This is a genomic window from Nocardiopsis metallicus, assembly GCF_014201115.1.
Lineage (GTDB): Bacteria > Actinomycetota > Actinomycetes > Streptosporangiales > Streptosporangiaceae > Nocardiopsis > Nocardiopsis metallicus.
On record NZ_JACHDO010000001.1, the window covers coordinates 3537276 to 3561435 of the forward strand.

Sequence of the window (24160 nt, forward strand, 5' to 3'; positions counted from 1 at the left end):
TCACCCGCGCGACCTCGAACACCCCGCGGCCGCTGCCCGGTGCGGCCATCGTGCCCCTGGCGGGGACGGCGGTGTGGGAGCGGTGTCGGGAGAGCGCTCTCCAGAAGCGGGCCCCGGTCCTCCCGTGAGGGGGGCGGGGCTTGCCCGTGGGGACGGCCTCTGGTGATATGGGTGGGGGTGACCGACATCACGGCATCCCCTGGCGCACAAGGCACGCGCGGGCGTGCCGTAACCGGAACCGTGCACGCGCGGGCGGGCCGTCGACTCGGCGCACGCGCGAGCGTGCCCGAGGAGGCTCTGCACGCCGACGCGTGCCGGAGGGGTTCCGCCGTGCGTCCGCGCCGGAGGTGACATGTCGTACCGACCACGGGAGGGCGCCCCGGGCACCCTCGTCACGGACCTGCCCCCAGGGCTCGGCGCCAGGCTCCGCCCGCTGGTCCCGCACCTGGTCGAGGAGGCCGTGGACGGCATCGCGCGCCGGGCCGAGGCACACAGCCAGCCCTTGGAAGCGGCGCACGTGGACTCGGTCCGGGCCGCGATCGGCACCGCGGTGCACGCCTTCCTGGACCGGCTCGAGGCGGGCCCCGGGGCCGAGCGCGCGGACTCCGTCGCCCGAACCTTCCACGCCTTCGGGCAGAGCGAGGCCAGGCAGGGGCGCACCCTGGAGTGCCTGCACACGGGTATGCGCACGTCCGCGGCGGTGGCCTGGCGGCGGCTGGCCCGGGCGGACTCGATCGACCGGGACCAGATGGCCGCGCTCGGCGAGGCGATCTTCGCGTTCCAGGAGGAGATCTCCACCGCGGCCGCCGAGGGCCACGTCCAGGTGCGCGGGGCGGGGGTGGAGGCGCTGCGGCGCAGACGGGCCCGGCTGCTGGAGGTGCTGCTGGCCGAGTCCGGGACGGAGCCGGAGGCGCGGGCTCTGTCGACACTGGCGCGCGCGGCCCGATGGCGCGTGCCCGAGCGGGTGGCGGTGGCGTTGCTCTACCAGGAGTCGCCCCGCCAGGAGGGGGCGGGGGTTACGGTCCACCAGGAAGGCGCGGGGGCATCGGCTCCGGTGCTTCCCCCGGACGTTCTGGTGGACCTGGACAGGGTGGAGCCGTGCGCGCTGGTGCCCGACCCCGAGGGGCCGGGGCGGCTGAGGTCGTTGGAGCGGTCGCTGCGGGGGTGCGGCGCGGTACTGGGCCCGACGGTCCCGCTGGCGGAGGCTCCGGCTTCGCTGTCGCGGGCGCGGGAACTGGCGGAGCTGGTGCGCGACGGGGTGGTGGCGGGGCCCGGGGTACTGAGGTGGAGCGACCACCTGCCGGAGCTGCTGCTCTCACGGGACACGGCGCTGGTGGCCGAACTGGCCCGGGTCCGGCTGGCCCCGTTGGCGGGGATGCGGGCACCGCAGCGGGAGCGGATGGCCGACACCCTGTTGGCGTGGCTGGAGTCGGGGTTCAACGCCAACGAGGCGGCCGAGCGACTGCGCATCCATCCGCAGACCGTGCGGTACCGGATGCGGCAGCTGGAGGAGCTCTTCGGGGCCAGGCTGCGGGAGCCGGGGGCCCGGTTCGAGTTGGAACTGGTACTGCGGGCGCGCAGGCTGCTGGGGCCGTTCGGCCCGGAGTGAGGAACATACCGAACGGTCGGGATGTTCCCCGCGCGGTGGTGCGCGGGGAACATCCCGAGAGGGGCGCGGTCAGCTCCGGGCGGTCCCGGCCGACTCGGACCGGTCCCGATCGTCTGCGGTCAGCGACGGGGGGCCAGGGCGCGGATGACGTCGGCCGGGTCCAGGCTGGGCGGAGCGATCGGGGCGATCACCGGAGTGCTCACCCCCGCCTCCACGTAGGCCTCGATCCGCTCCCGGCAGTACTCGGCGGGGCCGTGCACGATGAGCTCGTCGATGACGGAGTCCGGGATCGCGGCGAGCGCCCCCTTGCGGTCCCCGTCCTCCCACGCCTTCCACATGGGGCCGAGCTCCTCGCGGCCCAGCCACTCGTGGAAGGCCCGGTAGACAGGCACGTTCAGGTAGGCCGAGATCGCCCAGCGGCCGATCTCGCGCGCGGTGGCGGCATCGGTGTCGGGGATGGCGAAGATCCGCGCGACGACCTCCTTGTCCGCCCCGAACTCACGCACGACCGGGGCGACCGTGCGCACGTCCTCCGAGGACAGCCAGTTGACGATCGCTCCGTCCGCCTCGCGGCCGGCCAGGCGCAGCATGCCCTGGCGCAGCGCGGCCACCAGGATCGGCGGCTGTTGCTGGGGGACGGCCCCGAGCGTGAACCCCTTCACCGAGAAGGTGTCGTAGTCGGCCTTGACCTTCTGCCCGGTCAGCGCCTCGCGCAGGAAGCGCACGGTGTCGCGGACCTTCTTGTAGGGCTCCGTGAAGGGGATGGAGTTCCAGCGCTCCACGATGACGTTCGAGGAGGTGCCGACGCCCAGCGCGAAGCGGCCCGGCGCGGCGGCGGCCAGTGTGGCGGCGCTCATCGCCAGGGTCGCGGGGCCGCGCGTGTACGCGGGCACGATCGCGGTGCCCAGGCGCAGCCGGGGCGCCCACACACTGGCCAGGGCCAGCGGTGTGAACGCGTCGGTGCCGTTGGCCTCGGCCGACCACGCGTCGGTGTAGCCGAGGTCGGGCAGGGCCTCGAAGAGGGGGCGCTGATCGGCCAGGGGGATGCCTTCGAAGGGGACGGTGATGCCCCAGCGATCGGTCATGACGGCTCCTGTCGGTGGACCGGCCCGGCGACGGGACCGAACCGGATTCTTGTTCGGTGTCGGCACGACCGTACCTCGCGGCCCCGGGCGCGCAGTAGACCGCGTCCGCCCCTTCGGGGCTCGCGGGGCGTATGTTCGGGTGCAGTGCCCGCCTGCGGCGGGCCGGTACGGACATCCACGAGAGCGAAGGAGGCCATCGCCGTGGCCACGCCACCCTCCCCTTACGACTTCCTGCCCCGGGTCGAATCGTTCACCGTCCTCAGCGACGACGTCGTTGACGACAAACCCCTGCCCAGGGCGCAGGTCAGCGGGATCATGGGCGCCGGGGGCGAGGACGTCTCCCCGCACCTGTCCTGGAGCGGCTTCCCCGAGGGGACCCGGAGCTTCGCCGTCACCTGCTTCGACCCGGACGCACCCACCGCGAGCGGGTTCTGGCACTGGTCCGTCTGTGACATCCCCGCCGAGGTCACCGAGTTGGCGACCGACGCCGGGAACGGTTCCGGCCTGCCGAAAGGGGCCGTGACCCTGCGCAACGACGCCGGGAGCCACCGTTACATCGGCGCCGCGCCGCCCGCCGGGCACGGCCCGCACCGGTACTTCTTCGCGGTGCACGCGGTGGACGTGCCGAGCCTGGGCGTGGACGCCTCCGCCAGCCCCGCGTTCCTCGGCTTCAACCTGTTCTCGCACACGCTCGGCCGGGCGCTCATCATCCCGACGTACAAGCAGAAGTAGGGGTTCTCGCCCCGCCGCCGGGGGCGGGTGGCGCGCTCGGCGCGCCACCCGCCCTCCGCCCTTCCTCCCGGGGCCGATGGGTACACGCGCGAGAGGCCCTTCCGGTTCACTTGGCAACCGCATCTGGCCATTCACGAGCCCAAAGGCCACTCCGGCGTCTAGGCTCGGTCCATCCCCCGGCCCACTCGGAACACGCCTGGAAGGGTTCAGCCGGTGCCACAGCCGTCTTCGAGGAAACCGACCGTCGTGGTCACGACAGCGGGTTCCGCTCCGACACCCGGAACCATCCTGCACCTGCGCCAGAACGGGTTCCGGGTGGTGGCCACCGATGTGGACCCCACCGCGCCCGGCCTGTACCTGGCCGACCGCGGTTACCTGGTGCCACCGGGCGACAGCGAGGCGTTTGTGCCCCGGATGCGCTCCCTGTGCGCCGAGGAGGGGGCCGTGGCCGTGGTCCCGCTGGTGGACGAGGAGCTGGTCCGGGTGGGTGAGCTGGCCAAGGACGGGGTGGAGGTGCTGCTGCCCCACCTGGATTTCGTCACCACCTGCCTGGACAAGTACGTGCTCATGCAGCAGCTGGAGGATGCCGGGATCGGTGTTCCCCGCACCTGGCTGGCCTCGGAGTGGCCCACCGACGCCGCCGACACCTCCTCGGGCGGCCTCATCGTCAAACCCCGCATCGGGCGCGGCAGCCGCGGGGTGCTGCTCATCGACTCCGCCCGGGACATGGCCCGCGTGGTCTCCGAGAGCGGCTACGCCGCCGACGAGCTGATCGTCCAGGAACGCGTCACCGGACCCGAGTACACCGTCTCGGTCGTGGCCTGGCGGGACGGCGAAGTGCAGGCGGTGGTACCCAAGGAGGTCCTGCTCAAGCAGGGCGTCACCAAGTACGCCGTCACCCGGCGCAACCGCGAGGTCATCCGTACCTGCCGGGCGATCCAGAGCTCCCTGCGCGCGGACGGCCCGTTCAACGTCCAGCTGTGCCTGGACGGCCAGGGGCGGCCCAGGGTCTTCGAGATCAATCCCCGTTTCTCGTCCACGGCGGCGCTCACCGTGGCCGCGGGGGTCGACGAGATCGCCGGACTGCTCCGGCAGGCGATCGGCGACGGGCCGAAGCTGACCGACGACTGGCGTGAGGGCGTGGCGATGGTGCGCCGGTGGACCGACGAGTTCCTTCCCGAGGAGCAGTTCGACTCGCACGGGATATCCCCCGCCCCGGCCACCAGCTCGCACGGTGAGGGCTTCGCCCTGCCCGGGGCGGTGGCCGCCGGAGGGCAGTCCCCGATCATCCCGGTGCGTGCGCGGTGAGCGCCCAGCACGCGCTGCTGAAGGCCGTTGCGGACGCGGTCGTCGAGGTCGGCGCCCTGCTGCGGGGGTGGCGTTCGGACCCGTCGGTACGCAACGGGGTGTGGGAGGGGAGCCAGTTCAAGGCCGAGGCCGACGCGATGGCCCATAGGGCGCTCTCCCAGCGGCTGAGCGCGATCGACGCGCGGATCCCGGTGGTGAGCGAGGAGGACCCGGCGTCGCTGTCGCGGGAGCGGCCGCCCCGGTACTGGCTGATCGACCCGATCGACGGGACCGCCAGCTACGTGCACGGCTTCGACGGCTACGTCACCCAGGCCGCTCTGGTCATCGGGGAGAGCCCCGAGGTGGCGGCGGTCTTCGCCCCCGAGAGCGGGGTTCTGTACACGGCCGTCCGCGGCCAGGGCGCCCGCCGGGACGGGGTCCCCCTGCCCGGACACCCGCCCACCCCGACCGGTCACGGTGTCCTCACCGACAACACCCCCGAACCCTCGGGGATCGCCCGGCGCGTGTACGACCACTTCGGCTACGGCGAGTACCTGGAGAGCGGCAGCATCTCTTTGAAGCTGTGCCGGATCGCCGAGGGTGCCGCCCACCTGTTCGTGAAGGACGTCCCGGTGCGTGACTGGGACGTGGCCGCGCCCGGTCTGGTCCTGGCCGAGACGGGGGGTCTGGTGACCCGGCTGGACGGCGCCGCGTTCACCTACCGGGGGAGCTTCGAGCACACCGGCCTGGTGGGCGCGGCCGATCCGTCGACGTGTCGTGCGGTGGCCCACTGGTTAGCTTCCTGACCTGGGATGACAGCAGGTCGGAGCGAACTGCTCCAGGTGTGTGCGAACTGCCCTCGACAATCCCTTTCGCGCACCCCGCACGACGCGTATCGTGTGGTCAAACTCGCGCCTTTGGGGGTGGGAAGTGGAGGCCCAACGTCTGCCGCTGAACCAGATGCGCGCCTCGGACACCGAGCGGGACCTGACGGTCGACCGTCTCGCGGTGGCGTTCTCCGAGGGCCGTCTGGACCACGAGGAGTACGAGCGCCGGGTGGGCGCCGCACTCACCTCGGTCCTGGTCGGTGAGCTCCGCACGCTCACCGCCGACCTCCCCGGACCCGAGAGCCCGATCCCGCTGCCCAGGCCGCACCTGGAACGCAGCACCGCCCCCGAGCCGAGGGTCGCTCCCGTGCCCTGGGAGGAGTGGGGTGACGAGTGGCGCTGGTGGCTGGGTGTGGCCGGAGTGCTGACCGGTGTGTGGGCCGTGGCCAGCCTGCTCGGCGGTGAACTGGTGCCGTACTGGCCACTGGTCCCCCTGGGCATCTGGGCGGCCGTGCTGCTGGCCTCCGCCATCTGGCCCAGCGAGGAGAACCCGCCCTGAGCACCGCCCCGCGCACGCGGGGCTCGGCCCACCAGCGGAGGGTGCCCGGAACCCGGTGCACCCTCCGGTCAACGGCGGTCAGCCCACGGCGTGGAGCCAGCGAACGGGTGCGCCGTCGCCCGCGTAGCGGAAGGGTTCGAGCTCCTCGTCCCAGGCCCGGCCGGTGAGCCGGTCGAGTTCGGCGGCCAGGTCGGTGCCCTCGGCAGCGGCGGCGGCCATGGCCGCGCGCAGCCGCCCCTCCGGCACGAGGACCTCTCCGGCCGCGCTGGTGATGGCGGTGAACACACCGAGTGAGGGCGTATAGCTGTAACGCATACCGTCACAGCCGGGCGACCCCTCCTCGGTCACCTCGAAACGTAGGCGCTGCCACGCGTTCAGCGCGGAGGCCATCGCCCCCGCGGTCCCCGGCCTTCCCTGCCAGTTGAGCTCGGCACGGTGGTGGCCGGGTGCCGCCGGCTGGGCGACCCAGTCGAGTTTCACGGGTACTCCAACAACACCCGCGACCGCCCACTCGACGTGTGGGCACAGCGCCGCGGGCGCGGAGTGGACGTACAAGACGCCACGTGCGGACACCGAACCTCCTGATACGAACGAGTGCGCTTCCCCGACGCCCTCGTACCCGAGAAGGTTGCATACCCGCCTGAATGCCTTTTGCCCCATTGTGCCCCAAGGGCACCCTGAGAACCATCTCGCACGCTGGTATTTTCCAGCGTTCCCACCGCACCCGGAGCGACCAGAGATTAGCGTGTACCACAGGCGACGACAGGGAGTCTGATCATAGTGGTGGCGGATGTGCCAGACCAGCCGCATGATGACATCCACCCTCCGGAACCACAGGAGGAAACCACCCATCCGGGCAGTTCAGGGTATGTATCCACCTCTTTTTTGCCGGTTCCGGCCACAACCGGCCCCGAGCACTCCCCACCGCCGGAGCAGTCCCCCGCCCCCGACCCCTCCTCGCTGAGTGACACCGAGCTCGTCCGGGCCGCACGCGAGGGGAGCGCGGACGCCTGGGAGGCCATCGTCGACCGCTACCTGAGCCTGGTGAACGGCATCGCCCGGTCCTACCGGCTCTCTCAGCAGGACCGCGAGGACGCCACGCAGACGGTCTGGCTCACTCTCAACCAGAACCTGACCCGACTGCACTCCCCGCAGCAGCTCGCCGCCTGGCTGCACCGGACCACGCGCTCCGCCTGCAACCGCCAGCGCGCGCAGCGGCAGCGCTTTCCACCGATCGACCCCCAGGACCTGGACGAGCGCCCCCAGTGCCAGGACGGCCCCGAGGACCAGTACCTCGCCAAGGAGACGCACACCGAACTCTTCCAGGCCATCCGGGAACTCCCCGACCCGGCCGACCGCAGGGTGGCACAGCAGTACCTCGACGACTCACCCGATGCCGCACCGATCTCCCACCGGACCAGCGCGAGGGAGCGACGGCGACTGATCCGTCAGCTGCGCCGCTCACTGCGGTAGATCCGCGCAGCGCAAGAGAACAGCGAACCAACCGAAAGGCGTGCGTGAACCGTGCGGAACAAGGATGCGGACCCCGCCCAGGACCGAGCCGGGCGGGCCGCCGCCCTGGCCGCCTTCGACCGCTCCGTGGACGGCGCCCGTGCGGCCAGAACCGCCAGATACACCGTGCCCTCCCCCGAGCAACCGCTCCACCGTGATCACGACGGCATCGCACCGGTCGTCCTTCGCTTCGACATGGAAGGGATCCACCTGGACCTCCAGGTCCAGCCGTGCGGCGGCCACAGCGCACTCTCCGGTCTGGTCAGCGGCGATTTCGACCACGTGGAAGTCCACCTGAGGCGCCCCGACCGCACACTGCGCCTCTTCGTCGGAGCAGACGGCCGGTTCGATGCCGCCGACCTCTCCCCCGGGCCGCTGTCCCTGGCGGTGGAGCGCCCAGGACACCCCCTCACCGTGACCGAGTGGTTCACCACCTCGGTCGCCCAGCAGCAAACGCTCTGAGAGCGCTCTCCGCGGGGCCCTCCGGGCCTGCCCGGCTTCGCGGTGAGCTTCGGTGCGAGCCAGGCGAGGCGGACCGGACACCCGCGGTTCCGGGGCCGGAAAACGGATGAGACCCGAATCCAGTTTGGTACACGCGTCAACCCGTGACCCCTTGTCCGCCTCCGTCACGGTTGACCCCGTTTCGCAGCTGGTCAGTTGTCCACAGGTGGGCACAGGCCCCTCCCGTTCGGGCAAATCCGCTGCTATCACTTGAGTTGACCGGCCCCCTGGCGAAAGAAGGCCGCCGGACGTGCTCCCCAGCGCAACTCCAGTCCCTGAGTCCGAGCCCCCTCTCCGGGGCACCGAGAACCCGGCCCTGGAGGCGGGTGGTCGGGCCTTGCTCTCCCGGGTCACGCAGGGGGTGCAGCTGGCCCGGAGAGGGCGCTTCGAGGAGACCGTCGAGATCCTCGACGACACCCGGAAGCATCTGCGCGGGCACCCCGTCGCCGAACTCGCACCCGTTCTGCCCGGGATCCTCACCGACCTCGGGCTGGCCCAGGTCCTGTGCGGCCGCTTCGGCCAGGCCGAGGACCACCTCAACGAGGCCCGGGACCTGGCCGACGCGCGCTGCCTCCCACTGCTCGGACTGGTGGCCCGGCACAACCTGGGCTGTCTGGACCTGTACCGGGGCGACACCGCCGAGGCCATCACCACCTTCCACGAACTCGCACACCAGATGCCCGCTGACCGCCAGGAACCCCTGCGCGTGGATCTGGCCGAGGCGTACCTCTCGGTGGGGTTGGTGGAGGAGGCCGGGCGCACACTCGCGGAGGCCCCCTGGCGCAGCGGCGGGGACGGGACCGCGGTCGCCCTGTTGGAGGCCAAGTACCGGTTCCTGGACGGCGACCGCCAAGGTGCGCTCCACCTGACCCAACGGGTTCTCGAGGGTCTGGGGCCGAGCTCCCTCTGGTACGGCGTGGCCCACCGGCTGAAACGGGTCGCGCTGGAGTCCGCCGACAGCCGCACCCCCGTCCAGCGGGCCAAGGACCATCTGGAGCTCCGCACCCCCGCCGTGTCACAGCCGCGGCCTCCCGCCGAACACCGCGACCCCACGCACCCGTTCGCCACAGGACACCTGGCCTCCTCCGAGACGGCCTCGACGGTGGCGGCCCCGGAACCGGGGACGGACTCCGGGCCCGGAGACGGAAGCGGGCCGGCGGGGAATCCCGGGCCGGAAGAGGCCGGACACCGCAATGCCTGGGACTCCGCCGGAACGCAGGGGAGGTTGTCGGACGCCCGTCGGGCGCTGGAACGGTTCCGCGGGGCGGGTGCCGGGACGGGGGCGTTGGCCCCCGGGCCCTGGCTCGGGGCCGCCGCCCGCGATCCCCACGTGGTGCGGGCCGGTTTGGAGAGCGCCCTCCAGGCCGGTGACCCCGCTACCGCCCTGGAATGGGCAGAGCTGGACCGTACCTGGTCCGAGGGGCTGATTCCCGAGCTGGGGGCTTGCGAGGACCCCGAGGTACGGGAACTGACCGGGCGCTACCGCGATGCTCTGGAGAACGGCGGCGGCCCCGCCGCCAGCGCCTACGCGCGGCGTTGGGAGTCCGCGCAGTGGCGGCTGCCGCCAGGTGCGGCCGGACGGCCCCGGGAACACCCCGGGCCGGTTCTGGAGCCGCTGTTGAGCAACCTCCACGGCCGGGCGTTCGTTCACTACACCGTGGCGGGCGCCGAGGCAGTGGCCCTGGTGGCCGTGGACGGGAAGGTGCACCAACGCTGCGTCGGGCCCCTCAAGCGGGTCCGTCGCACACTTCGCGCGTTCACCCACGAACTCTCCGGCCCCCTGCCCCTCGGCCGCTCCACCGAGGCGGTCGACGTGTGCGCGACGCCACCGTCGGTCACGGGTCGGGCACCGACACGCCCGGGGGCCGAACCCGGGGGCGTGGCCGCGGCACTCGTCTCGGACACCCTGCTCGGTCCGCTCCTGCCCCTGATCGGGGAGCGGCCCCTGGTGGTGACCGGCGGCTCCTACCTGGATGACCTGCCCTGGGGGCTGCTCCCCGCCCTGCGGGGGCGGCCGGTGCGCCTGGTCCCCACGGCGCGCTCCTGGGCTGAGCCACCGCCCGCCAGGAGCGGCGGGGGACGGGTTCTGCTGGCGTGCGGGCCGCCACCCGGTGAGGCCCGGGAGGAGGTAGCGGCGCTGGCCGGGGTCCACTCGGGTGCGAAGGTCCTGGAGCAGGCGCGCCGGGGACCGCTCCTGGCCGAGCTCGCCCGTGCGGACCTGGCCCACCTCGCCGGGCACGGTCGGGCCGGCACGGGCACACCCATGCTCTCCCGGCTGCAACTGTGCGACGGTCCGCTGCTCGCCTGTGACCTGTTCCCGTTGCCGTCGGCCCCGGCTCTGGTGGTGCTGTCCGCCTGCTGGGGCGGACACGGTTTCGGCGGGTCCGGCGGGCGGCCGAGCGGGTTCGTGGGCGCGCTGCTGGCCCGGGGCACCCGCACCGTGGTGGCCAGTCCGCTTCCGGTGGACGACAAGAGAACAGGGGCGGCCATGCAGGGCTTCCACCGGGCGGTCCGGGCGGGGACCGATGTGTCCGAGGCCGTGTCCGAGCACCTCGGACACATCGGTTTCTGCTGTTACGGAACCTGAGGTACCGGTGCGGTGGCGATGCCCGGGTCCCGCGCGGTCACGCGGGACCCGGGTGCGCGCAAGCAGGTGCGGCGGGAGTCTGGTTCACAGGATCGCCACTGCCCGTGTCACCGGCCCGGGCACCGCTCGTGGCGGCGCTACCAGCCGCGCTCGCGCCACTGGGCGAGCGCGGGGCGCTCGGCTCCGAGCGTGGTGTCCTTGCCGTGCCCGGGGTAGACCCACGTGTCGTCGGCCAGGGCGCCGAAGACCCGCTCCGACACGTCAGCGAACAGGGTCTGGAAGTCGGAGTCGGACCAGGTCTTACCGACCCCGCCCGGGAAGAGGCTGTCACCGGTGAACAGGTGGGTGTGCCCCTCGGGGTCGTCGTAGCGCAGGGCGATCGACCCGGGCGTGTGGCCGCGCAGGTGGATGACCGTCAGTACGCAGTCCCCGACGGGAACGGTGCCACCGTGGGTGACGGGCTCGTCCACCGACACCGGCAGCTCATCGGCGTCGTCGGGGTGGGCGACCGTGCGGGCACCGGTCTGGCCGACGATCTCGGCCAGGGCCTGCCAGTGGTCCTGGTGGCGGTGGGTGGTGACCACGCGGGTCAGCCCGTCCTCGCCGATCAGATCCAGGATCCGGTCGGGTTCGGCCGCCGCGTCGATGAGGACCGCCTCACCCGTGCTCCGGCAACGGAGGAGGTAGGCGTTGTTGTCCATCGGGCCCACGGCCAGCTTGGTGATCGTCAGATGCGGTAGTTGGCGCAGGTCGGCGGGACCGCCGACCCTGGTATCTCCGGAGTAGCTCACCCGACCATTGTGGCCTGTCGCGAGGAGCGTACGAACCCGGGTCGGACACCCGGTGACCCGGGCGTCCGACCTCCGCGGTGCCACGGCCCGCGCGAGGGCGTGCGGCGGCTCGGCGGCTTCAGCGTGTCGGGGACGCCGAACGGCCCGGATCACCCCGGGCGCGCACCAGTGAACGCGCTACTCACCGGGGCCTGGTCACTGAGCCCGGATCACTGGGCCCAGCGCGGCGGACGCTTCTCGAAGAAGGCCATCCGTCCCTCCGCCGCGTCCTCCCCGGCGAAGAACTCGGCGGACAGCTCACCCATCCGGGTGAACGCCTCGGTCCGCCGGTCCGGTGCGGCCTGCGCACCGCCCCCGAGGTCGCCCAGGAGCTGTTTGGTGCGCGAGAGCGCCCTGGGAGCCGAACCCCGCAGGCCCTGCAGGACCGCGTCGACCGCGTGCTCCATCTCCCGGTCGGGGACGGCCTGGGTGATGAGTCCGGCCTTGGCCGCGGCGGAGGCGTCGAAGAGCTCGCCGGTGAGGAAGTAACGGCTGAGCTGACGGGAGTGCATCCGAGCGGAGACGGGAACGGAGATGATCGCCGGAACCACTCCGATGCGCACCTCGGTGAAGGCGAAGGTGGCGCTCTTGGGTGCGAGAGCGATATCCGCGGCGGCCACCAGACCGATCCCGCCCGCGCGCGCGGCGCCGTTGAGAACCGCGATCACCGGCTTGGGGCCGCCCATGATCTGTTCGAAGATCTCCGGGAGCTCCGGCGCGGGTTCGATCGGGGCGCCCTGGAGGGCGGCGCCGATCTCCTTGAGGTCGGCCCCGGCGCAGAACACCGGTCCGCCGCCGGTGAGAACGACCCCGCGGACCGCGTCGTCGGCCATGGCGTCGGCGAGGGCCTTGGAGAGTTCGGAACGCAGCCGTGCGGAGAGCGCGTTGCGGTTGCGTGGTGAGTCGAGGGTGATCGTGGCGATGGCACGGTCGACACTCAACCGCACGAGGGGAGCGTCGTCCGAGGGGTTCGGGGACGTCGGGTGCTGCGTCATCGCAGGCAGACCTTTCTCCGTTTGGACGCGCGCGGACCCGGTCACGGCGCGCGGTGACGCTGGTGGCTTGTGGCCGTGCGCGTCTCGCTTGTGGCGGTATGCACAAATCCGCCTTCAACAGTAGACACGCGGTTTGTTTCGGCACCAGGCCCCACGGCGCCGGATTGGTTAAGTCCGTGTCACGCGTGATCGCGCTTGTGTTACTTACACCACACGCTAGCGCTCTCGTTCACATCAGATCCCAGCCGCCCCGCCCAACACGAACGGGGCCGGTCGGCGGCCTCTGGAATCCGGAGTGCGCCGACCGGCCCCGCCGGAGTCTCGCTGCACGGCCCCCGCAACCCGGGCCGCCCCGGATCAGCGCCGAGTGGTGGCCGCGGACAGTGCCTCGGCGAAGTGCAGCATCGCGGTGACCGCGCCGGCCCCGTCGGCCGCCTCGCTGACCCTCAGGGTGAGGGGTTCGGCGGTGATGGCACCGGTGTAGCCGTGGTCGAGCTCGCAGCTCTCGTCGGCGCAGGCGGCGGGTTCGAGGTCGATGTGCGCGACCGCGCCCCAGTTCACCGACAGGTTGACGCTGAGCACCAGCTCGCTGGGCAGGCTGCCCGGCGTGTACTGGGCGGGGTTGGGCACGACACGGGTCAGGGCCACCGACTGGATGTTGCCCAGTTGGATGCTGTCGGTCGTGGTCGAGGCGTGTGAGGTCCCGCCCGGTTCGGTTGGTGGGTGCTCGTCGGTGTGGCACACGACGAGCCGGGTGGCGGTCAGCAGCATGACGGTGATGTGCCGCCGCATCTCCATGGCCGGGTCGAAGGTCGCCTCGTGGTGCACGATGAACGCCTCGGCGCCCTCCTCGCCCAGGGTGGTAGCGACGGCATCGATGACCAGTGCGGGGTAGTACCCGCTCCGCTCGATCTCCAGGCGCCAGTCCGTGGGCACGGCACGTGTTTTCCTCATACCCCTATCCTGCCTCCTCTCGGTGACAGTTCGCGACCGCCCGCCGAATCGGGACACCCACTCCCTGATCAGAACGTCACCCCGCGCAGGCGGCGCGGACCCGCGTCGGGGCGCACCTCGGGCGCCTCGCGCAGCCACATGCGGGCGCCCAGGACGTGGGCTCCGGTGGCGTTGACCAGGACGGGGTCCAGGTCCACATAGCCGATCTCGGGGAAGGCCTCCACCAGGCGGGACACCCGGATCAGCAGCTCCTCCAAGGCTTCGACGTTGGGCTGTTCGGCCAGTGACGTGGCACCCGCGGGCAGCCCGAACAGCAGCGGGGCGGCCCGGACCGCGTGGATGAGGTCGGCGGCGTCCATGTCGGTCAGCGGCGCCAGCCGGAACGCCCGGTCGTCGAGGAGTTCGGCGGTGACGTCGGCCAGGCCGAAGGAGACCACCGACCCGAAGGACTGGTTGTCGCCCGCGCGCACCACGGTGGGCACGCCGGGGGCGGCCATCCGCTGCACGACCAGCTCCGCCTCGCCGCCGAAGCGGTCCTCCAGGGAGAGGTAGGCGCTGCGCACGTCCTCGGGTGTGCGCAGGTCGGCGCGGACGAACGTGCCGCCCGCGCGGACCCGCAGGTCGGGGGCGTCGGCCTTGACCACGGCGGGGTAGCCGAGTTCCCCGGCGGCGACCACGGCCTCCTCCGCGGAGACGACCTTGATATCGGGGTAGGCGGCGATGCCGTAGCAGGCCAGGAGGTCTCGGGCGTCCTCGGGGGAGATCGCCGTCTCCTCGTCGTAGCGGCGCTCACCGCCGAACCAGGCGACGTCCTCCATGGCCGGGGTGGCCTTCTTCAGCGCGCGGCCGATGGTGGCCCGGGCCCGGGCGCGGTCGATGTCGGGCAGCTCCGGGTGGCGGCCGGGCTTGCGGTTGCGCCACTGGGCGTACCGGGTGGCGTGGACGACGGCGCGCACCGCGTCCTCGGGCGAGGGGTAGGAGGGTACTGAGCCGAACAGGGTCTGGCCCCGGTCCCCGATGTGCCGCAGCTCCTCGGGGATGCCCTGGCGGGCCAGGTAGGTGGTGACGATGGGTTTGTCCGAGTCCAGCGAGCGGGCGCGCAGGACGCGGGCCACGTCGTCGCCGATCGGGTGCAGGGCCGGAACGAAGACCACCACGATCGAGTGCACGTCCTCGGCGGCCTGGGCGGCCTGGATCGCGGTGTCGAAGTCCTCGGCGGTGGCCTGCGGGCCCAGGTTGACCGGGTCGTGCGGCTTGAGTCCCTGACGGATCGCGGCGTCCTTGACCAGCAGTTCCAGGGAGTCGGAGTTGCCGATGACGCCCACGCGCGGCCCTGCGGGCAGCGGTTGGTAGGCGAACACCTGGGCGGCGTCGAACATCTGGGTGATGTCGTCCACGCGCACCACACCGGCCTGCTGGAACAGGGAGGTGACCGCGTAGTCGGGCAGGGCCAGGCCCCCGGCGGCGTGCCCGGTGGGGGTGGCCTGCGCCGAACCGCCGCTGCGCACCGCCACGACGGGCTTCTGCTTGGCCAGGCGCCGTGCCAGCCGGGTGAACTTGCGCGGGTTGCCCAGGGACTCCAGGTACTGGAGCACGACGTGGGTGGCGGGGTCCTCCTGCCAGTACTGCATGAGGTCGTTGCCGGACACGTCGGCGCGGTTGCCCGCGGACACGAAGGTGGACAGACCCATGCCGCGCTCGGCCACCCGTTGGAGGATGGCGCGGCCCAGGGCGCCGGACTGGGAGAAGAACCCGATGGGGCCCTGGGGAGGCAGGTCCGGGGACAGGGTGGCGTTGAGCGAGACCGAGGGGTCGCTGTTGGCGATGCCCAGGCAGTTGGGGCCGACCACGCGCATTCCGGCGGCGCGGGCGGTGCGCACCAGTTCGTCCTGGCGGGCGCGGCCCTCGGGGCCGACCTCGCCGAACCCGGAGCTGACCACGATCAGCCCGTGCACGCCCTTGTCCGCGCACTGCTCGACCACGTCGACGACGGTGTCGGCGCGTACCGCGACCACGGCCAGGTCGACCTGGTCCGGGATGTCCAGGACGGAGGGGTAGGCGCGCACGCCCACCACGGCCTTGGCTTCGGGGTGCACGGGGTAGACCGGTCCCTGGAACTCCCCGCCGAGCAGGTTGCGCAGAGCGGTCTGGCCGATGGTGTGCGCGGTTCGGCTGGCGCCGATGACCGCGACGGACTCGGGGAACAGCAGGCGGGCGATGGAGCGCGACTCGGCGCGCTGTTCACGGGCCCGCATGACCTCCTTGGAGTCGTCCGTGGGCTGCAGGTCCAGGGTGAGCCGGATGACGCCCTCGTCGAAGGTCTGCTGGGCGGTGTACCCGGCCTCGCGGAAGACGTTGATCATGCGCCGGTTCTCGGGCAGCACGTCGGCGATGAAGCGGCGTACCCCGCGTTCGCGGGCGGCGGCTCCGATGTGTTCCAGGAGCACCGAGGCCAGGCCCCGCCCCTGGTGTCCGTCCTCCACGACGAAGGCCACCTCGGCCTCTTCGGGAGCGACCTTGTCGTAGCGCACCACGGAGACGAGGGTCCCGGAGATGGTGGCCACCAGAGCCACCCGGTCCTCGTAGTCGACCGTGGTGAAACGTTTCACGTCACGGTCGGAGAGCTTGGGGTAGGGCGCGAAGAACCGGTAGTAGATCGTCTCCGGCGAGAGCCGGGAGTGGAACTCGCGTAGCAGGTCGGCGTCGTCAGGGGTGATGGGGCGCAGGTGCGCGGTGCCTCCGTCGGTCAGAACGACGTCGGCTTCCCAGTGGTTCGGGTAGGACTGCACGACTGCGAGACTAGACGACAATCGGCCGAATCCGGGGAAAGTCCATGCGGGCTCCCCGAAATCGCCTCCCCTGGACTCGCCTCGCACAGGACTTCGGACCGGTCTCGTTCGGGCTCCGCGTACCCTGGTGCGGTGGGTCCGAAGACCCTCGGCAGCCCCTGTGCGGCCGCGTGTCCGGGGCGCTGTCAGTTCGTTACCCGCCACTGGTCGTTAAGCTGTTAACGTCGTGCGGGCACAGAATCTCAAACCCTCGGTGGTGGCTGGCGAAATGACTCGAGTGGTCGTGATCGGTGACCTGATGACCGATGCCGTCGCGCGCGCGTTCCACCCGTTGGCCCGCGGCAGCGACACCCCGGCGTCGGTGATCATGTACGGCGGCGGTTCCGGCGCGAACATAGCCTCGTGGCTCGCGGTCGAGGGCACCGACACCACGTTCGTCGGCCGTCGCGGCTCCGACATCACCGGACGCACGCGTGAAATGGAACTGATGGGCTACGGCCTGGACTCGCGCATGGTGATGGACCCCGAGCGCCCGACCGGAACCTGCGTCGTCATGATCACCCACCGGGGCGACCGGACGATGCTGAGCGACCCGGGCGCGAACGCGCGGCTTCAGCCCGAGGACCTGCCCCGAGACGTGTTCGCCCCCGACGCGCACCTGCACGTGTCCGGCTACACGCTGATCAACTCCGATTCTCGCCGCGCGGCCCGGGTGGCCCTGCGCATGGCCCGCGAGAGCGGCATGTCCATCTCGGTGGACGGCGGCTCGCACGCACCGCTGGAACGCGCCGGCGCGGAGAACTTCCTGGACTGGACACAGGGCGCCCGGCTGTTGTTCGTCAACGTCGACCAGGCCCGGGTGCTCACCGGGCGCGACGAGCCCGAGGCGGCCGCCAAGGTGCTGACCGCCTGGTTCCCCAACGTCGTGATCAAGCTCGGCGAGCAGGGCGGCCTGTGGGCCTCCAAGACGCGCGAGGACTGCGTGACCGCGCCGGCCGAGCCGGTGGAGCCCTCCCCGGGCTCCGTGGGCGCCGGTGACGCGTTCATCGCCGGTTTCCTGCCCGCGTGGCTGACCGGACGCCACCCGAAGGAGGCGCTGGGCCGGGCCAGCAGGCTGGCCGCCCGCGCACTGCACCAGCCGGGCGCCCGCCCGGACCTGGGCGAGGGCCAACCGGTACGCAGAGGCGCGCCCCGCGGTCAGCGCATCCGCTGACGGCGCCTCGTTGGCTGCGCCTCGTTGGCGGCGCTTCGTTGGCGGCGCCTCGTTAGCGTCTCCGACTCCGGAGCCAGTACCCCTCCGGAGTGCTGTTGGCGAATCCGGAGCATCGGGGGTTGGTCCCGAGCGTTGAGAGTTGGAGAGCCGGAGAGTCTCTCCAGGTCAGGCTCGGACAGGACGTACAGGGTTCAGTTCAGGCTGGTGTCCGGGCTGTGTGTGCGGTTACCCCGTTTCCCGCCGCGTGATGGTGGCCGTCTCCGCTGCGCGCCTCAAGGTCGTACGTCCTCGCTTCGCTCCGGGCGCTCCACCTTGACCCGCTTCGCTACGACGGCGGTGGGCGGCTATCGGGAAACGGGGCAGGTGTGGTCCGGGGTGACAGACGGGGCCCCAAAGGGCCCAACAGCAACTGCGCGGCCTTCGGCCGGTGCCCTCCCCCGGCCGGTGCCCAGCGCTTGGCCGTGTCGCGGCCGGTCATTCGCCCGGACGGAAAAGCGACAGCGAAGACGGCAGGTTCCCCACCTCCGCGCGGACCGGCGGGGCGTGTCACGGCCAGTCACCCGTACCAGCGAACACCACCAGCAGCCCACCAGGCCCCCGGGCACAATTTCGGCCCTCTTTTCGAAGATGATCTTGCTACCAGGAGCAAGTTCGGCGCCGAACTTGCCCCTGGTAGCAAGATCACCGGGAATGAAGGGGTTTCGGAAGCAGCGGACCACCCTCAGGTGCGGGTTACGGACACTCGGCTTGCCCGGGGCCGACACGACTGCGCTGAACCCCGCCCTCACCACCGGCTGGTCCGGGGGCACGGGTGACCGGCCGCGACACGCGAACCGACCTGCGCAGGGCTGGGGAGACCGCTTCCCTCGCCGCCGCTTGTTCGTTCGGGCGAATGACCGGCCGCGACACGGCCAGGCGCTGGGCACCGGCCGGGGGAAGGCACCGGCCGAAGGCCGCGCACACAGCACGGGCCCCAGCCCGGATTCGCTGACAGCATCCATGTGCGGTGTGGCGGCCCGCCGTGTGCGCGTCAGCCGCCGGTGGTGGCCAGGGTGAGGGGTAGGACCTGCGGGGCGCCCGCTCTGCGGAGCAGGGCGGCGCCGACGGTCAGGCTCCATCCGGTGTCGGCGAGGTCGTCCACCAGCAGGACCGGGCCCGGCAGTCGGCCCTGGAGCTCGGCCAGCCGGGCCTCCAGGTCCTCGCCGGCCACCAGTTCCGAGTACACCTGGCCCAGGCGCATGGCGCTGTTGTGGCGGCGCGGGCCCGGGCCGTTCCCGCTCCGGTAGGAAAGCGAGCCGAGCGGGGTCAGGCGGCCGAGTTCGGCGATACGCGCGGCGAGGTCGCCGACCAGGGTCGGCCGGGTGAGAGAGGGCATCGCGACCACGCCGACCGGGCGGTTCTCCCATCCCCAGGCGGCCAGCACGCGCACCACGCCCTGAAGGAGCCGCTCGTCCACGGGGGCGTCCGGTGCGTCCTCGGCGAGGACGCGGCGCAGTTCGGTGCCCCAGCCGACGTCGGTGAGGCGGGCCAGGGCGCGCCCCTCCCCCGCACGCAGGTTCTCCGGGATCTTGCCGGACAGGTTCACCCCGAGGGTGTTCATGCCGGTGGGCCACTGGCGGCGCGGGGTGATGGGGGTTCCGGGCCGGTCCAGGTGGTCGGCGGCGGCCTTGCGGCGCCCGGAGTCGACCTCGGTGGACCAGTAGCGGCCGGTGCACACGTCACAGCGCCCGCAGGCCGCCGCCTCGGGGTCGTCCAGCTGCTGGCGGAGGAACTCCATCCGGCAGGTGTCGGCGGCGATGTAGTCGAGCATGGCGCGCTGTTCGCGCTCGCGGGCGGCGCTGACGGCGGCGTAGCGTTCGGCGTCGTAGGTCCAGGGCCGACCGGTGGCGGTCCAGCCGCCGCGTACCCGGCGCACCGCCCCATCCACGTCCAGCACCTTGAGCATCTGCTCCAGGCGGGTGCGGCGCAGGTCCACCCGGGTCTCCAGGTTGGCGGTGGACAGGGGTTTGTCGGCCTCGGCCAGTACCTGGAGGGTCTGGCGGACGGTGTCCTCCGGCGGGAAGGACAGCCCCGCGAAGTACTCCCAGATCTGCACGTCCTCCCGGCCGGGCAGGAGCACCACTTCCGCCCGCTCCACACCGCGGCCCGCGCGGCCGACCTGCTGGTAGTAGGAGATCGGGGACTGCGGGGCGCCCAGGTGGATGACGAAGCCCAGGTCCGGTTTGTCGAAGCCCATGCCCAGGGCGCTGGTGGCCACGAGCGCCTTGACCCGGTTGCCGAGCAGGGCGTCCTCGGCCAGTCTGCGCTCGTCGGGGTCGGTCTGCCCGGTGTAGGGCAGCACCTCCAGGCCCTGTTCACCGAGGAAGCGGGCGGTCTCCAGCGCTGCGCTGACGGTGAGCGTGTACACGATGCCCGAACCCGGGATCTCGGGCAGGTGTTCGGCCAGCCAGCTGAGCCGGGCGGTGGGGTCGGGAAGTTCGACCACGCCCAGGCTGAGGCTCTCGCGTTCCAGGCTGCCGCGCAGTACCAGGGTGTCGGCGCGGTCGGCCCCGGCCTGGAGCTGTTCGGCGACGTCGTGGGTGACGCGTTCGTTGGCGGTGGCGGTGGTGGCCAGGACCGGGACCCCGTCTGGCAGGTCGTGCAGAAGGGAGCGGATGCGGCGGTAGTCCGGACGGAAGTCGTGGCCCCAGTCGGAGACGCAGTGCGCCTCGTCGATGACGACCAGGCCCGCCCCGGCGGCGAGTTCGGGCAGGACCCGGTCGCGGAACTCGGGGTTGTTGAGCCGCTCGGGGCTGACCAGGAGTACGTCCACCAGGCCCTGGGAGACCTCGGCGTAGGTGGACTCCCAGGCGGTGGTGTTGGAGCTGTTGATGGTGCGGGCGCGGATGCCCGCGCGCTCGGCGGCGGCGATCTGGTTGCGCATCAGCGCCAGCAGCGGGGAGACGATGACGGTGGGGCCCGCGCCCTCGGCGCGGCGCAGGGCGGTGGCCACGAAGTAGACCGCCGACTTGCCCCAGCCGGTTCGCTGCACGACCAGGGCCCGCCGCCGGTCCGCGACCAGGGCGTGGATGGCGGTCCACTGGTCCTCGCGCAGGCGCGCGGACTCCCCGGCGAGGGCGCGCAGGTGCTCCTCGGCGCGTTCGCGCAAGTGATCCCGGGTGTCTTCGCGCGCGGGTCCGCCGGGACGGACAGCCGGGGTTTCGGCCGTCGGATCGGCCGCGGTTCCGTTGGCTGAGTCCGGGGGACCGGTGGGGTCCGCCGAGGCCGCGGCACCGATGACGGGGTTCGCGGGATCGGACACGGGGGCCTCGGGGCCGGTGGCGGCTGCTGTGTCCGGGGCGGGGACGTCGGGCGGGATGGGTGTGGCCATGAAACCTTGGTACCAGAGGTGACGGGCGTCGGTGCGGATATCCACAGGCCCTCCCTGCCCGCTGGACGGGAGCGGCGGAGCGTCCCGCCGGCACCCATAGCCCCCGGTGGAACACGAACACGGTTCGGCACCCGGTTCCATTTTCCCCCACAAGGCCACCTCGGTAACAGAATGGAAACTTTCCAGATATGTGCCATTGCGCTCTCGCGAAGCCACCTGAACACTCAGCGTCAAGGCTCACATTTCATGGGAGCGCTCCCGAATGTGAGCAGGCCACCTGAAGACTCATGAGAGGCAAGCGATGGCACAACCACGAGGCCGTCCCTCCCCCGCTCCGGACCCCCACGGGTCCCCACAAGCAGAACCCGGGCACGCACGCCCCCGGACCCGCACCGCCCTGGGCCTGCTCGCCACCGCCTCCGCCCTGGTGGTCGGCGGTGCGACCCTGGCGGTCACCGGTACCGGCACGGGCGCCGCACCGGCCTCCGCCGACAGCGCCGCCGAGGTCCCGGTCGGCTCGGGCAGCTACACCACCACCCGCCCCGCAGGCGCCTCTGGCCCTTCCGACCTCAACGGCGCCCCGGTCTCCCCCAAGGTCACCGACGACCACACCGGCCCGGCCCCCACCAACGAGTGGTGGTCCTCGCTGATCTTCCAGCGCTACCCCGACAACCCGCACGGCGAGAACCTCTTCGCCCACCCCCTGAGCTTCAACCCCCACTCGGGCGGGCTCGACATGGGCTACCCCGACTCCCACCGGCTCGTCGGCGACGACCTCAAGTACGAGTACACCGCCGTCACCGACCTCACCCTCGGCGCCGCCGGACTGGACTCCCCCGACACCCGCACCGCCGACAGCGGCGACTGGACGGTCACCGCGCACTGGGAGGGCGGCGGGGCCCAGCTGCGCGTGACCATCGGCCAGGGGCTGCCCTTCGCCTACGCGGAGACCGGAGGTGCCGCCGCCGAGGTGACCTTCCAGGGCTCCCCCGACATCTGGCACGAGGACGGCTCCACCATCGGCGCCACCGTCAACGGCCGCCACTACGCCCTCTTCTCGCCCTCGGGCTCCCCCTGGACCGTCTCCGGTGACACGCTCACCGCCGACACCGGGGACGAGGGGTACTACTCGGCGGCCGTCCTGCCCTCCCCCGAGGACCTGGACGCCTTCGCCCCCTACGCCCACTCCCACGTCACCGGCTCCCTCGTGGAGTACGACTACGACGAGTCCGCGGCCACCCTCACCAGCACCTACCAGCTCCAGACCGAGGCCAGGGAGGGCGAGGAGACCGGCACCCTCACCGCGCTCTACCCCCATCAGTGGGCACATGTCAGCGGCGACCTCACCGACCTCGCCTACGTCTCGCCGCGCGGTGAGATGCGGGTGTCCGAGGGCACCTCCTTCACCACCGAGCTCACAACCCAGGGCATCATGCCCAGCCTGCCCACCGTCGACAGCGCCGACCACGACCGGATGGCCGCCCTGATCGACGAGGTCCTCGCCGGGGAGGAGCTCTTCCCCGAGCCCGGCGACACGTACTGGGACGGCAAGGCCATGGGCCGTCTGGCCCAGCTGATCCCCGTCGCCGACTCCATCGGCCACACCGGGGCCCGCGACGAACTCCTGTCGCTGGTCCAGGGCCGTCTGGAGGACTGGCTGACCGCGGGCGGAACCCGCCAGTTCCACTACGACGCCGAGTGGGGCACCATACTCGGCTACCCCGACAGCTTCGGGGCCGCCACCGAGCTCAACGACCACGACTTCCACTACGGCTACTTCGTCTCGGCCGCCGCCGTTGTCGCCCGCTACGATCGCGACTGGGCCGACGAGGACGCCTGGGGCGGCATGATCCGCCTGCTCATCCAGGACGTGGCCGGAACCGACCCCGACGGCGACATGTTCCCGCGCCTGCGCTCCTTCTCCCCCTACGCCGGGCACGGCTGGGCCTCCGGCCACGCCGGGTTCGCCGCGGGCAACAACCAGGAGTCCTCCTCCGAGGGCATGCACTTCGCCGCCGCCACCGCCCACTTCGGCGCGCTGACCGGCGACGAGGAACTGCGCGACCTCGGCGTGTACCTGCACACCACCCAGGCCTCCACCATCGCCCGCTACTGGCAGAACGCTGGCGGCGACACCTTCCCCGAGGACTACCCCGAGGACGTCGTCGGCATGGTCTGGGGCGACGGCGGCGACTACCGCATCTGGTGGGACGGCGGCCACGAGGAGCACTACGGCATCAACTACCTGCCCATCACCGCGGGCTCGCTGTACCTGGGGCACGACCCCGAGCACGCCGGTGCGATGTACGAGTCCCTCGTGGCCAAGCTCGGCGGGGAGCCCGAGATCTGGCGCGACATCCACTGGGCGCACCGCGCGCTCTCCGACGGCGAGGACGCCCTGCGGATGTTCGAGGAGCAGTGGGACACCTACGAACCCGAGGCGGGCAGCTCCAAGCCGCACACCTACCAGTGGGTCTCCACCCTCGCCGAGGTCGGCACCGTGGACGCGTCCGTGACCGCGGACACCGCCCACTACGCGGTGTTCGACAACGGCGCCGAACGCGCCTACACGGCCTTCAACCCGGGGGCCTCACCGCTCACGGTGACCTTCTCCGACGGCACAACGCTCCAGGTCGAGCCGGGAGCCCTGGGCTCCACCGTGGGAGAGGGCGGCGGAGGCGACCCCGGCAACGGGGACGGCCCCGGCCCCGGTCCGGGGCCGGGCGAGGGCAACGTGGGCGACGGCACCCTCCACCTGACGGACACGAGGCTCTCCACCGGCCCGAGCGGCACCGAGGGCACGATCACGGTACCGGGCGCGGACGGGCAGAACCACGACGGCGCCCCGCCTTCGGACAGCGTGGTACTCGAACTCGAGGACCTCACCGGGTCCTTCACCGGCGGCTCCACGTCCTTCGCCCTGCCGGTGGACTCCGGAAACGGGATCGGCAACGCCGTGCAGGTGCGGGTCTCCTACGACTTCGACGGTGACGGCTCACACGACCGGGAGGAGATCTACCACTACTTCGCCACCGACGACCTGCCCGGCTGGGAGAACTACACCCAGGCTCAGGGCCTGAGTTCCAGCGACGGATCGTTCGCGGACCTGGACGGCGGATCCGTGCGCGTGGAGATCTGGAGCGCCCTGGGCGGCCAGGCCTCACAGGTCCGCGTCGGCGGCCAGGAAGGCGCCACACTGGGCATTCCCTTCACCGACTGACCGTCAGCGCGTCCGCGCGCCCCCGCTTCCCCCTGGGCGGGGCCGCCTCCGAGCGGCCCCGCCACCGCTCGGAGGCGTTCCTCCCCGTCT

17 protein-coding genes are annotated in these 24160 nt (G+C 72.0%); 10 read left to right on the forward strand and 7 right to left on the reverse strand.

Features of this window, described 5'->3' with window-relative positions:
• The first annotated feature begins 352 nt into the window (after nt 1–352).
• On the forward strand, nt 353–1609 hold the full coding sequence (locus tag HNR07_RS15425; protein ID WP_184365598.1) for a PucR family transcriptional regulator: 1257 nt from the start codon (nt 353–355) through the stop codon (nt 1607–1609).
• Nucleotides 1610–1728: 119 nt separating this feature from the next.
• Here HNR07_RS15425 and HNR07_RS15430 read toward each other — a convergent pair whose 3' ends face one another.
• Nucleotides 1729–2694, reverse strand: a complete 966-nt coding sequence (locus HNR07_RS15430) for an LLM class F420-dependent oxidoreductase (protein ID WP_184365599.1) — start codon at nt 2692–2694, stop codon at nt 1729–1731.
• 201 nt (nt 2695–2895) lie between these two features.
• Between HNR07_RS15430 and HNR07_RS15435 the strand changes: the two genes are divergently transcribed.
• From HNR07_RS15435 to HNR07_RS15450, 4 genes are all read left to right on the forward strand, one after another.
• Nucleotides 2896–3426, forward strand: coding sequence for a YbhB/YbcL family Raf kinase inhibitor-like protein (locus HNR07_RS15435; protein ID WP_184365600.1), 531 nt, complete (start codon nt 2896–2898; stop codon nt 3424–3426).
• 246 nt (nt 3427–3672) lie between these two features.
• Nucleotides 3673–4734 (forward strand): ATP-grasp domain-containing protein, encoded by a 1062-nt coding sequence (locus tag HNR07_RS15440; protein WP_184365601.1) that lies wholly within the window; start codon nt 3673–3675, stop codon nt 4732–4734.
• Nucleotides 4731–5519: a 3'(2'),5'-bisphosphate nucleotidase CysQ family protein gene (locus tag HNR07_RS15445; protein ID WP_184365602.1), complete on the forward strand. Its 789-nt coding sequence runs from the start codon at nt 4731–4733 to the stop codon at nt 5517–5519. Before HNR07_RS15440 ends, HNR07_RS15445 begins: the two co-directional genes overlap by 4 nt.
• A gap of 124 nt (nt 5520–5643) precedes the next feature.
• Nucleotides 5644–6099 (forward strand): DUF1707 SHOCT-like domain-containing protein, encoded by a 456-nt coding sequence (locus HNR07_RS15450; RefSeq protein ID WP_184365603.1) that lies wholly within the window; start codon nt 5644–5646, stop codon nt 6097–6099.
• A gap of 78 nt (nt 6100–6177) precedes the next feature.
• On the opposite strand, the gene HNR07_RS15455 is transcribed toward HNR07_RS15450, so the two are convergent.
• Nucleotides 6178–6672: a DUF3145 domain-containing protein gene (locus HNR07_RS15455; protein WP_184365604.1), complete on the reverse strand. Its 495-nt coding sequence runs from the start codon at nt 6670–6672 to the stop codon at nt 6178–6180.
• Between the two features lie 312 nt (nt 6673–6984).
• On the opposite strand from HNR07_RS15455, the gene HNR07_RS15460 reads away from it, so the two are divergent.
• The 3 genes from HNR07_RS15460 to HNR07_RS15470 all read left to right on the forward strand — a co-directional run bounded on the left by HNR07_RS15460 (nt 6985) and on the right by HNR07_RS15470 (nt 10699).
• Complete coding sequence (locus HNR07_RS15460; protein ID WP_184365605.1) at nt 6985–7572, forward strand: RNA polymerase sigma factor; 588 nt, start codon at nt 6985–6987, stop codon at nt 7570–7572.
• A gap of 51 nt (nt 7573–7623) precedes the next feature.
• Nucleotides 7624–8073: a peptidase associated/transthyretin-like domain-containing protein gene (locus HNR07_RS15465; protein WP_184365606.1), complete on the forward strand. Its 450-nt coding sequence runs from the start codon at nt 7624–7626 to the stop codon at nt 8071–8073.
• 289 nt (nt 8074–8362) lie between these two features.
• A complete protein-coding gene (locus HNR07_RS15470) occupies nt 8363–10699 on the forward strand; it encodes a CHAT domain-containing protein (protein ID WP_312893813.1) in 2337 nt (778 codons plus the stop codon).
• Nucleotides 10700–10836: 137 nt separating this feature from the next.
• Here the strand turns inward: HNR07_RS15470 and HNR07_RS15475 are convergent, their stop codons facing one another.
• The 4 genes from HNR07_RS15475 to HNR07_RS15490 form a co-directional block, all read right to left on the reverse strand.
• Complete coding sequence (locus HNR07_RS15475) at nt 10837–11490, reverse strand: MBL fold metallo-hydrolase (RefSeq protein WP_184365607.1); 654 nt, start codon at nt 11488–11490, stop codon at nt 10837–10839.
• A 209-nt stretch (nt 11491–11699) separates the two neighbouring features.
• Entirely contained in the window at nt 11700–12524 is an 825-nt protein-coding gene (locus tag HNR07_RS15480; RefSeq protein ID WP_184365608.1) for an enoyl-CoA hydratase-related protein, read from the reverse strand.
• Nucleotides 12525–12881: 357 nt separating this feature from the next.
• Nucleotides 12882–13460 (reverse strand): DUF5998 family protein, encoded by a 579-nt coding sequence (locus HNR07_RS15485; RefSeq protein WP_184372066.1) that lies wholly within the window; start codon nt 13458–13460, stop codon nt 12882–12884.
• A gap of 86 nt (nt 13461–13546) precedes the next feature.
• Nucleotides 13547–16267, reverse strand: coding sequence for a bifunctional acetate--CoA ligase family protein/GNAT family N-acetyltransferase (locus HNR07_RS15490; protein WP_184365609.1), 2721 nt, complete (start codon nt 16265–16267; stop codon nt 13547–13549).
• A 277-nt stretch (nt 16268–16544) separates the two neighbouring features.
• Here HNR07_RS15490 and HNR07_RS15495 point away from each other — a divergent pair, with 277 nt between their 5' ends.
• Entirely contained in the window at nt 16545–17480 is a 936-nt protein-coding gene (locus tag HNR07_RS15495; protein WP_017583840.1) for a carbohydrate kinase family protein, read from the forward strand.
• A 1030-nt stretch (nt 17481–18510) separates the two neighbouring features.
• Here the strand turns inward: HNR07_RS15495 and HNR07_RS15500 are convergent.
• Nucleotides 18511–20850, reverse strand: coding sequence for a RecQ family ATP-dependent DNA helicase (locus tag HNR07_RS15500; protein ID WP_246420322.1), 2340 nt, complete (start codon nt 20848–20850; stop codon nt 18511–18513).
• Nucleotides 20851–21151: 301 nt separating this feature from the next.
• Here HNR07_RS15500 and HNR07_RS15505 point away from each other — a divergent pair, with 301 nt between their 5' ends.
• A complete protein-coding gene (locus tag HNR07_RS15505) occupies nt 21152–24070 on the forward strand; it encodes a glycosyl hydrolase (protein ID WP_184365610.1) in 2919 nt (972 codons plus the stop codon).
• The last annotated feature ends 90 nt before the right edge of the window (nt 24071–24160 follow it).

Coding starts and splice junctions, on each gene's coding strand:
- HNR07_RS15425 (WP_184365598.1), top strand. CDS start 353: ATGTCGTACCGACCACGGGAGGGCGCCCCGGGCACCCTCGTCACGGAC.
- HNR07_RS15430 (WP_184365599.1), bottom strand. CDS start 2,694: ATGACCGATCGCTGGGGCATCACCGTCCCCTTCGAAGGCATCCCCCTG.
- HNR07_RS15480 (WP_184365608.1), bottom strand. CDS start 12,524: ATGACGCAGCACCCGACGTCCCCGAACCCCTCGGACGACGCTCCCCTC.
- HNR07_RS15500 (WP_246420322.1), bottom strand. CDS start 20,850: ATGGCCACACCCATCCCGCCCGACGTCCCCGCCCCGGACACAGCAGCC.
- HNR07_RS15505 (WP_184365610.1), top strand. CDS start 21,152: ATGGCACAACCACGAGGCCGTCCCTCCCCCGCTCCGGACCCCCACGGG.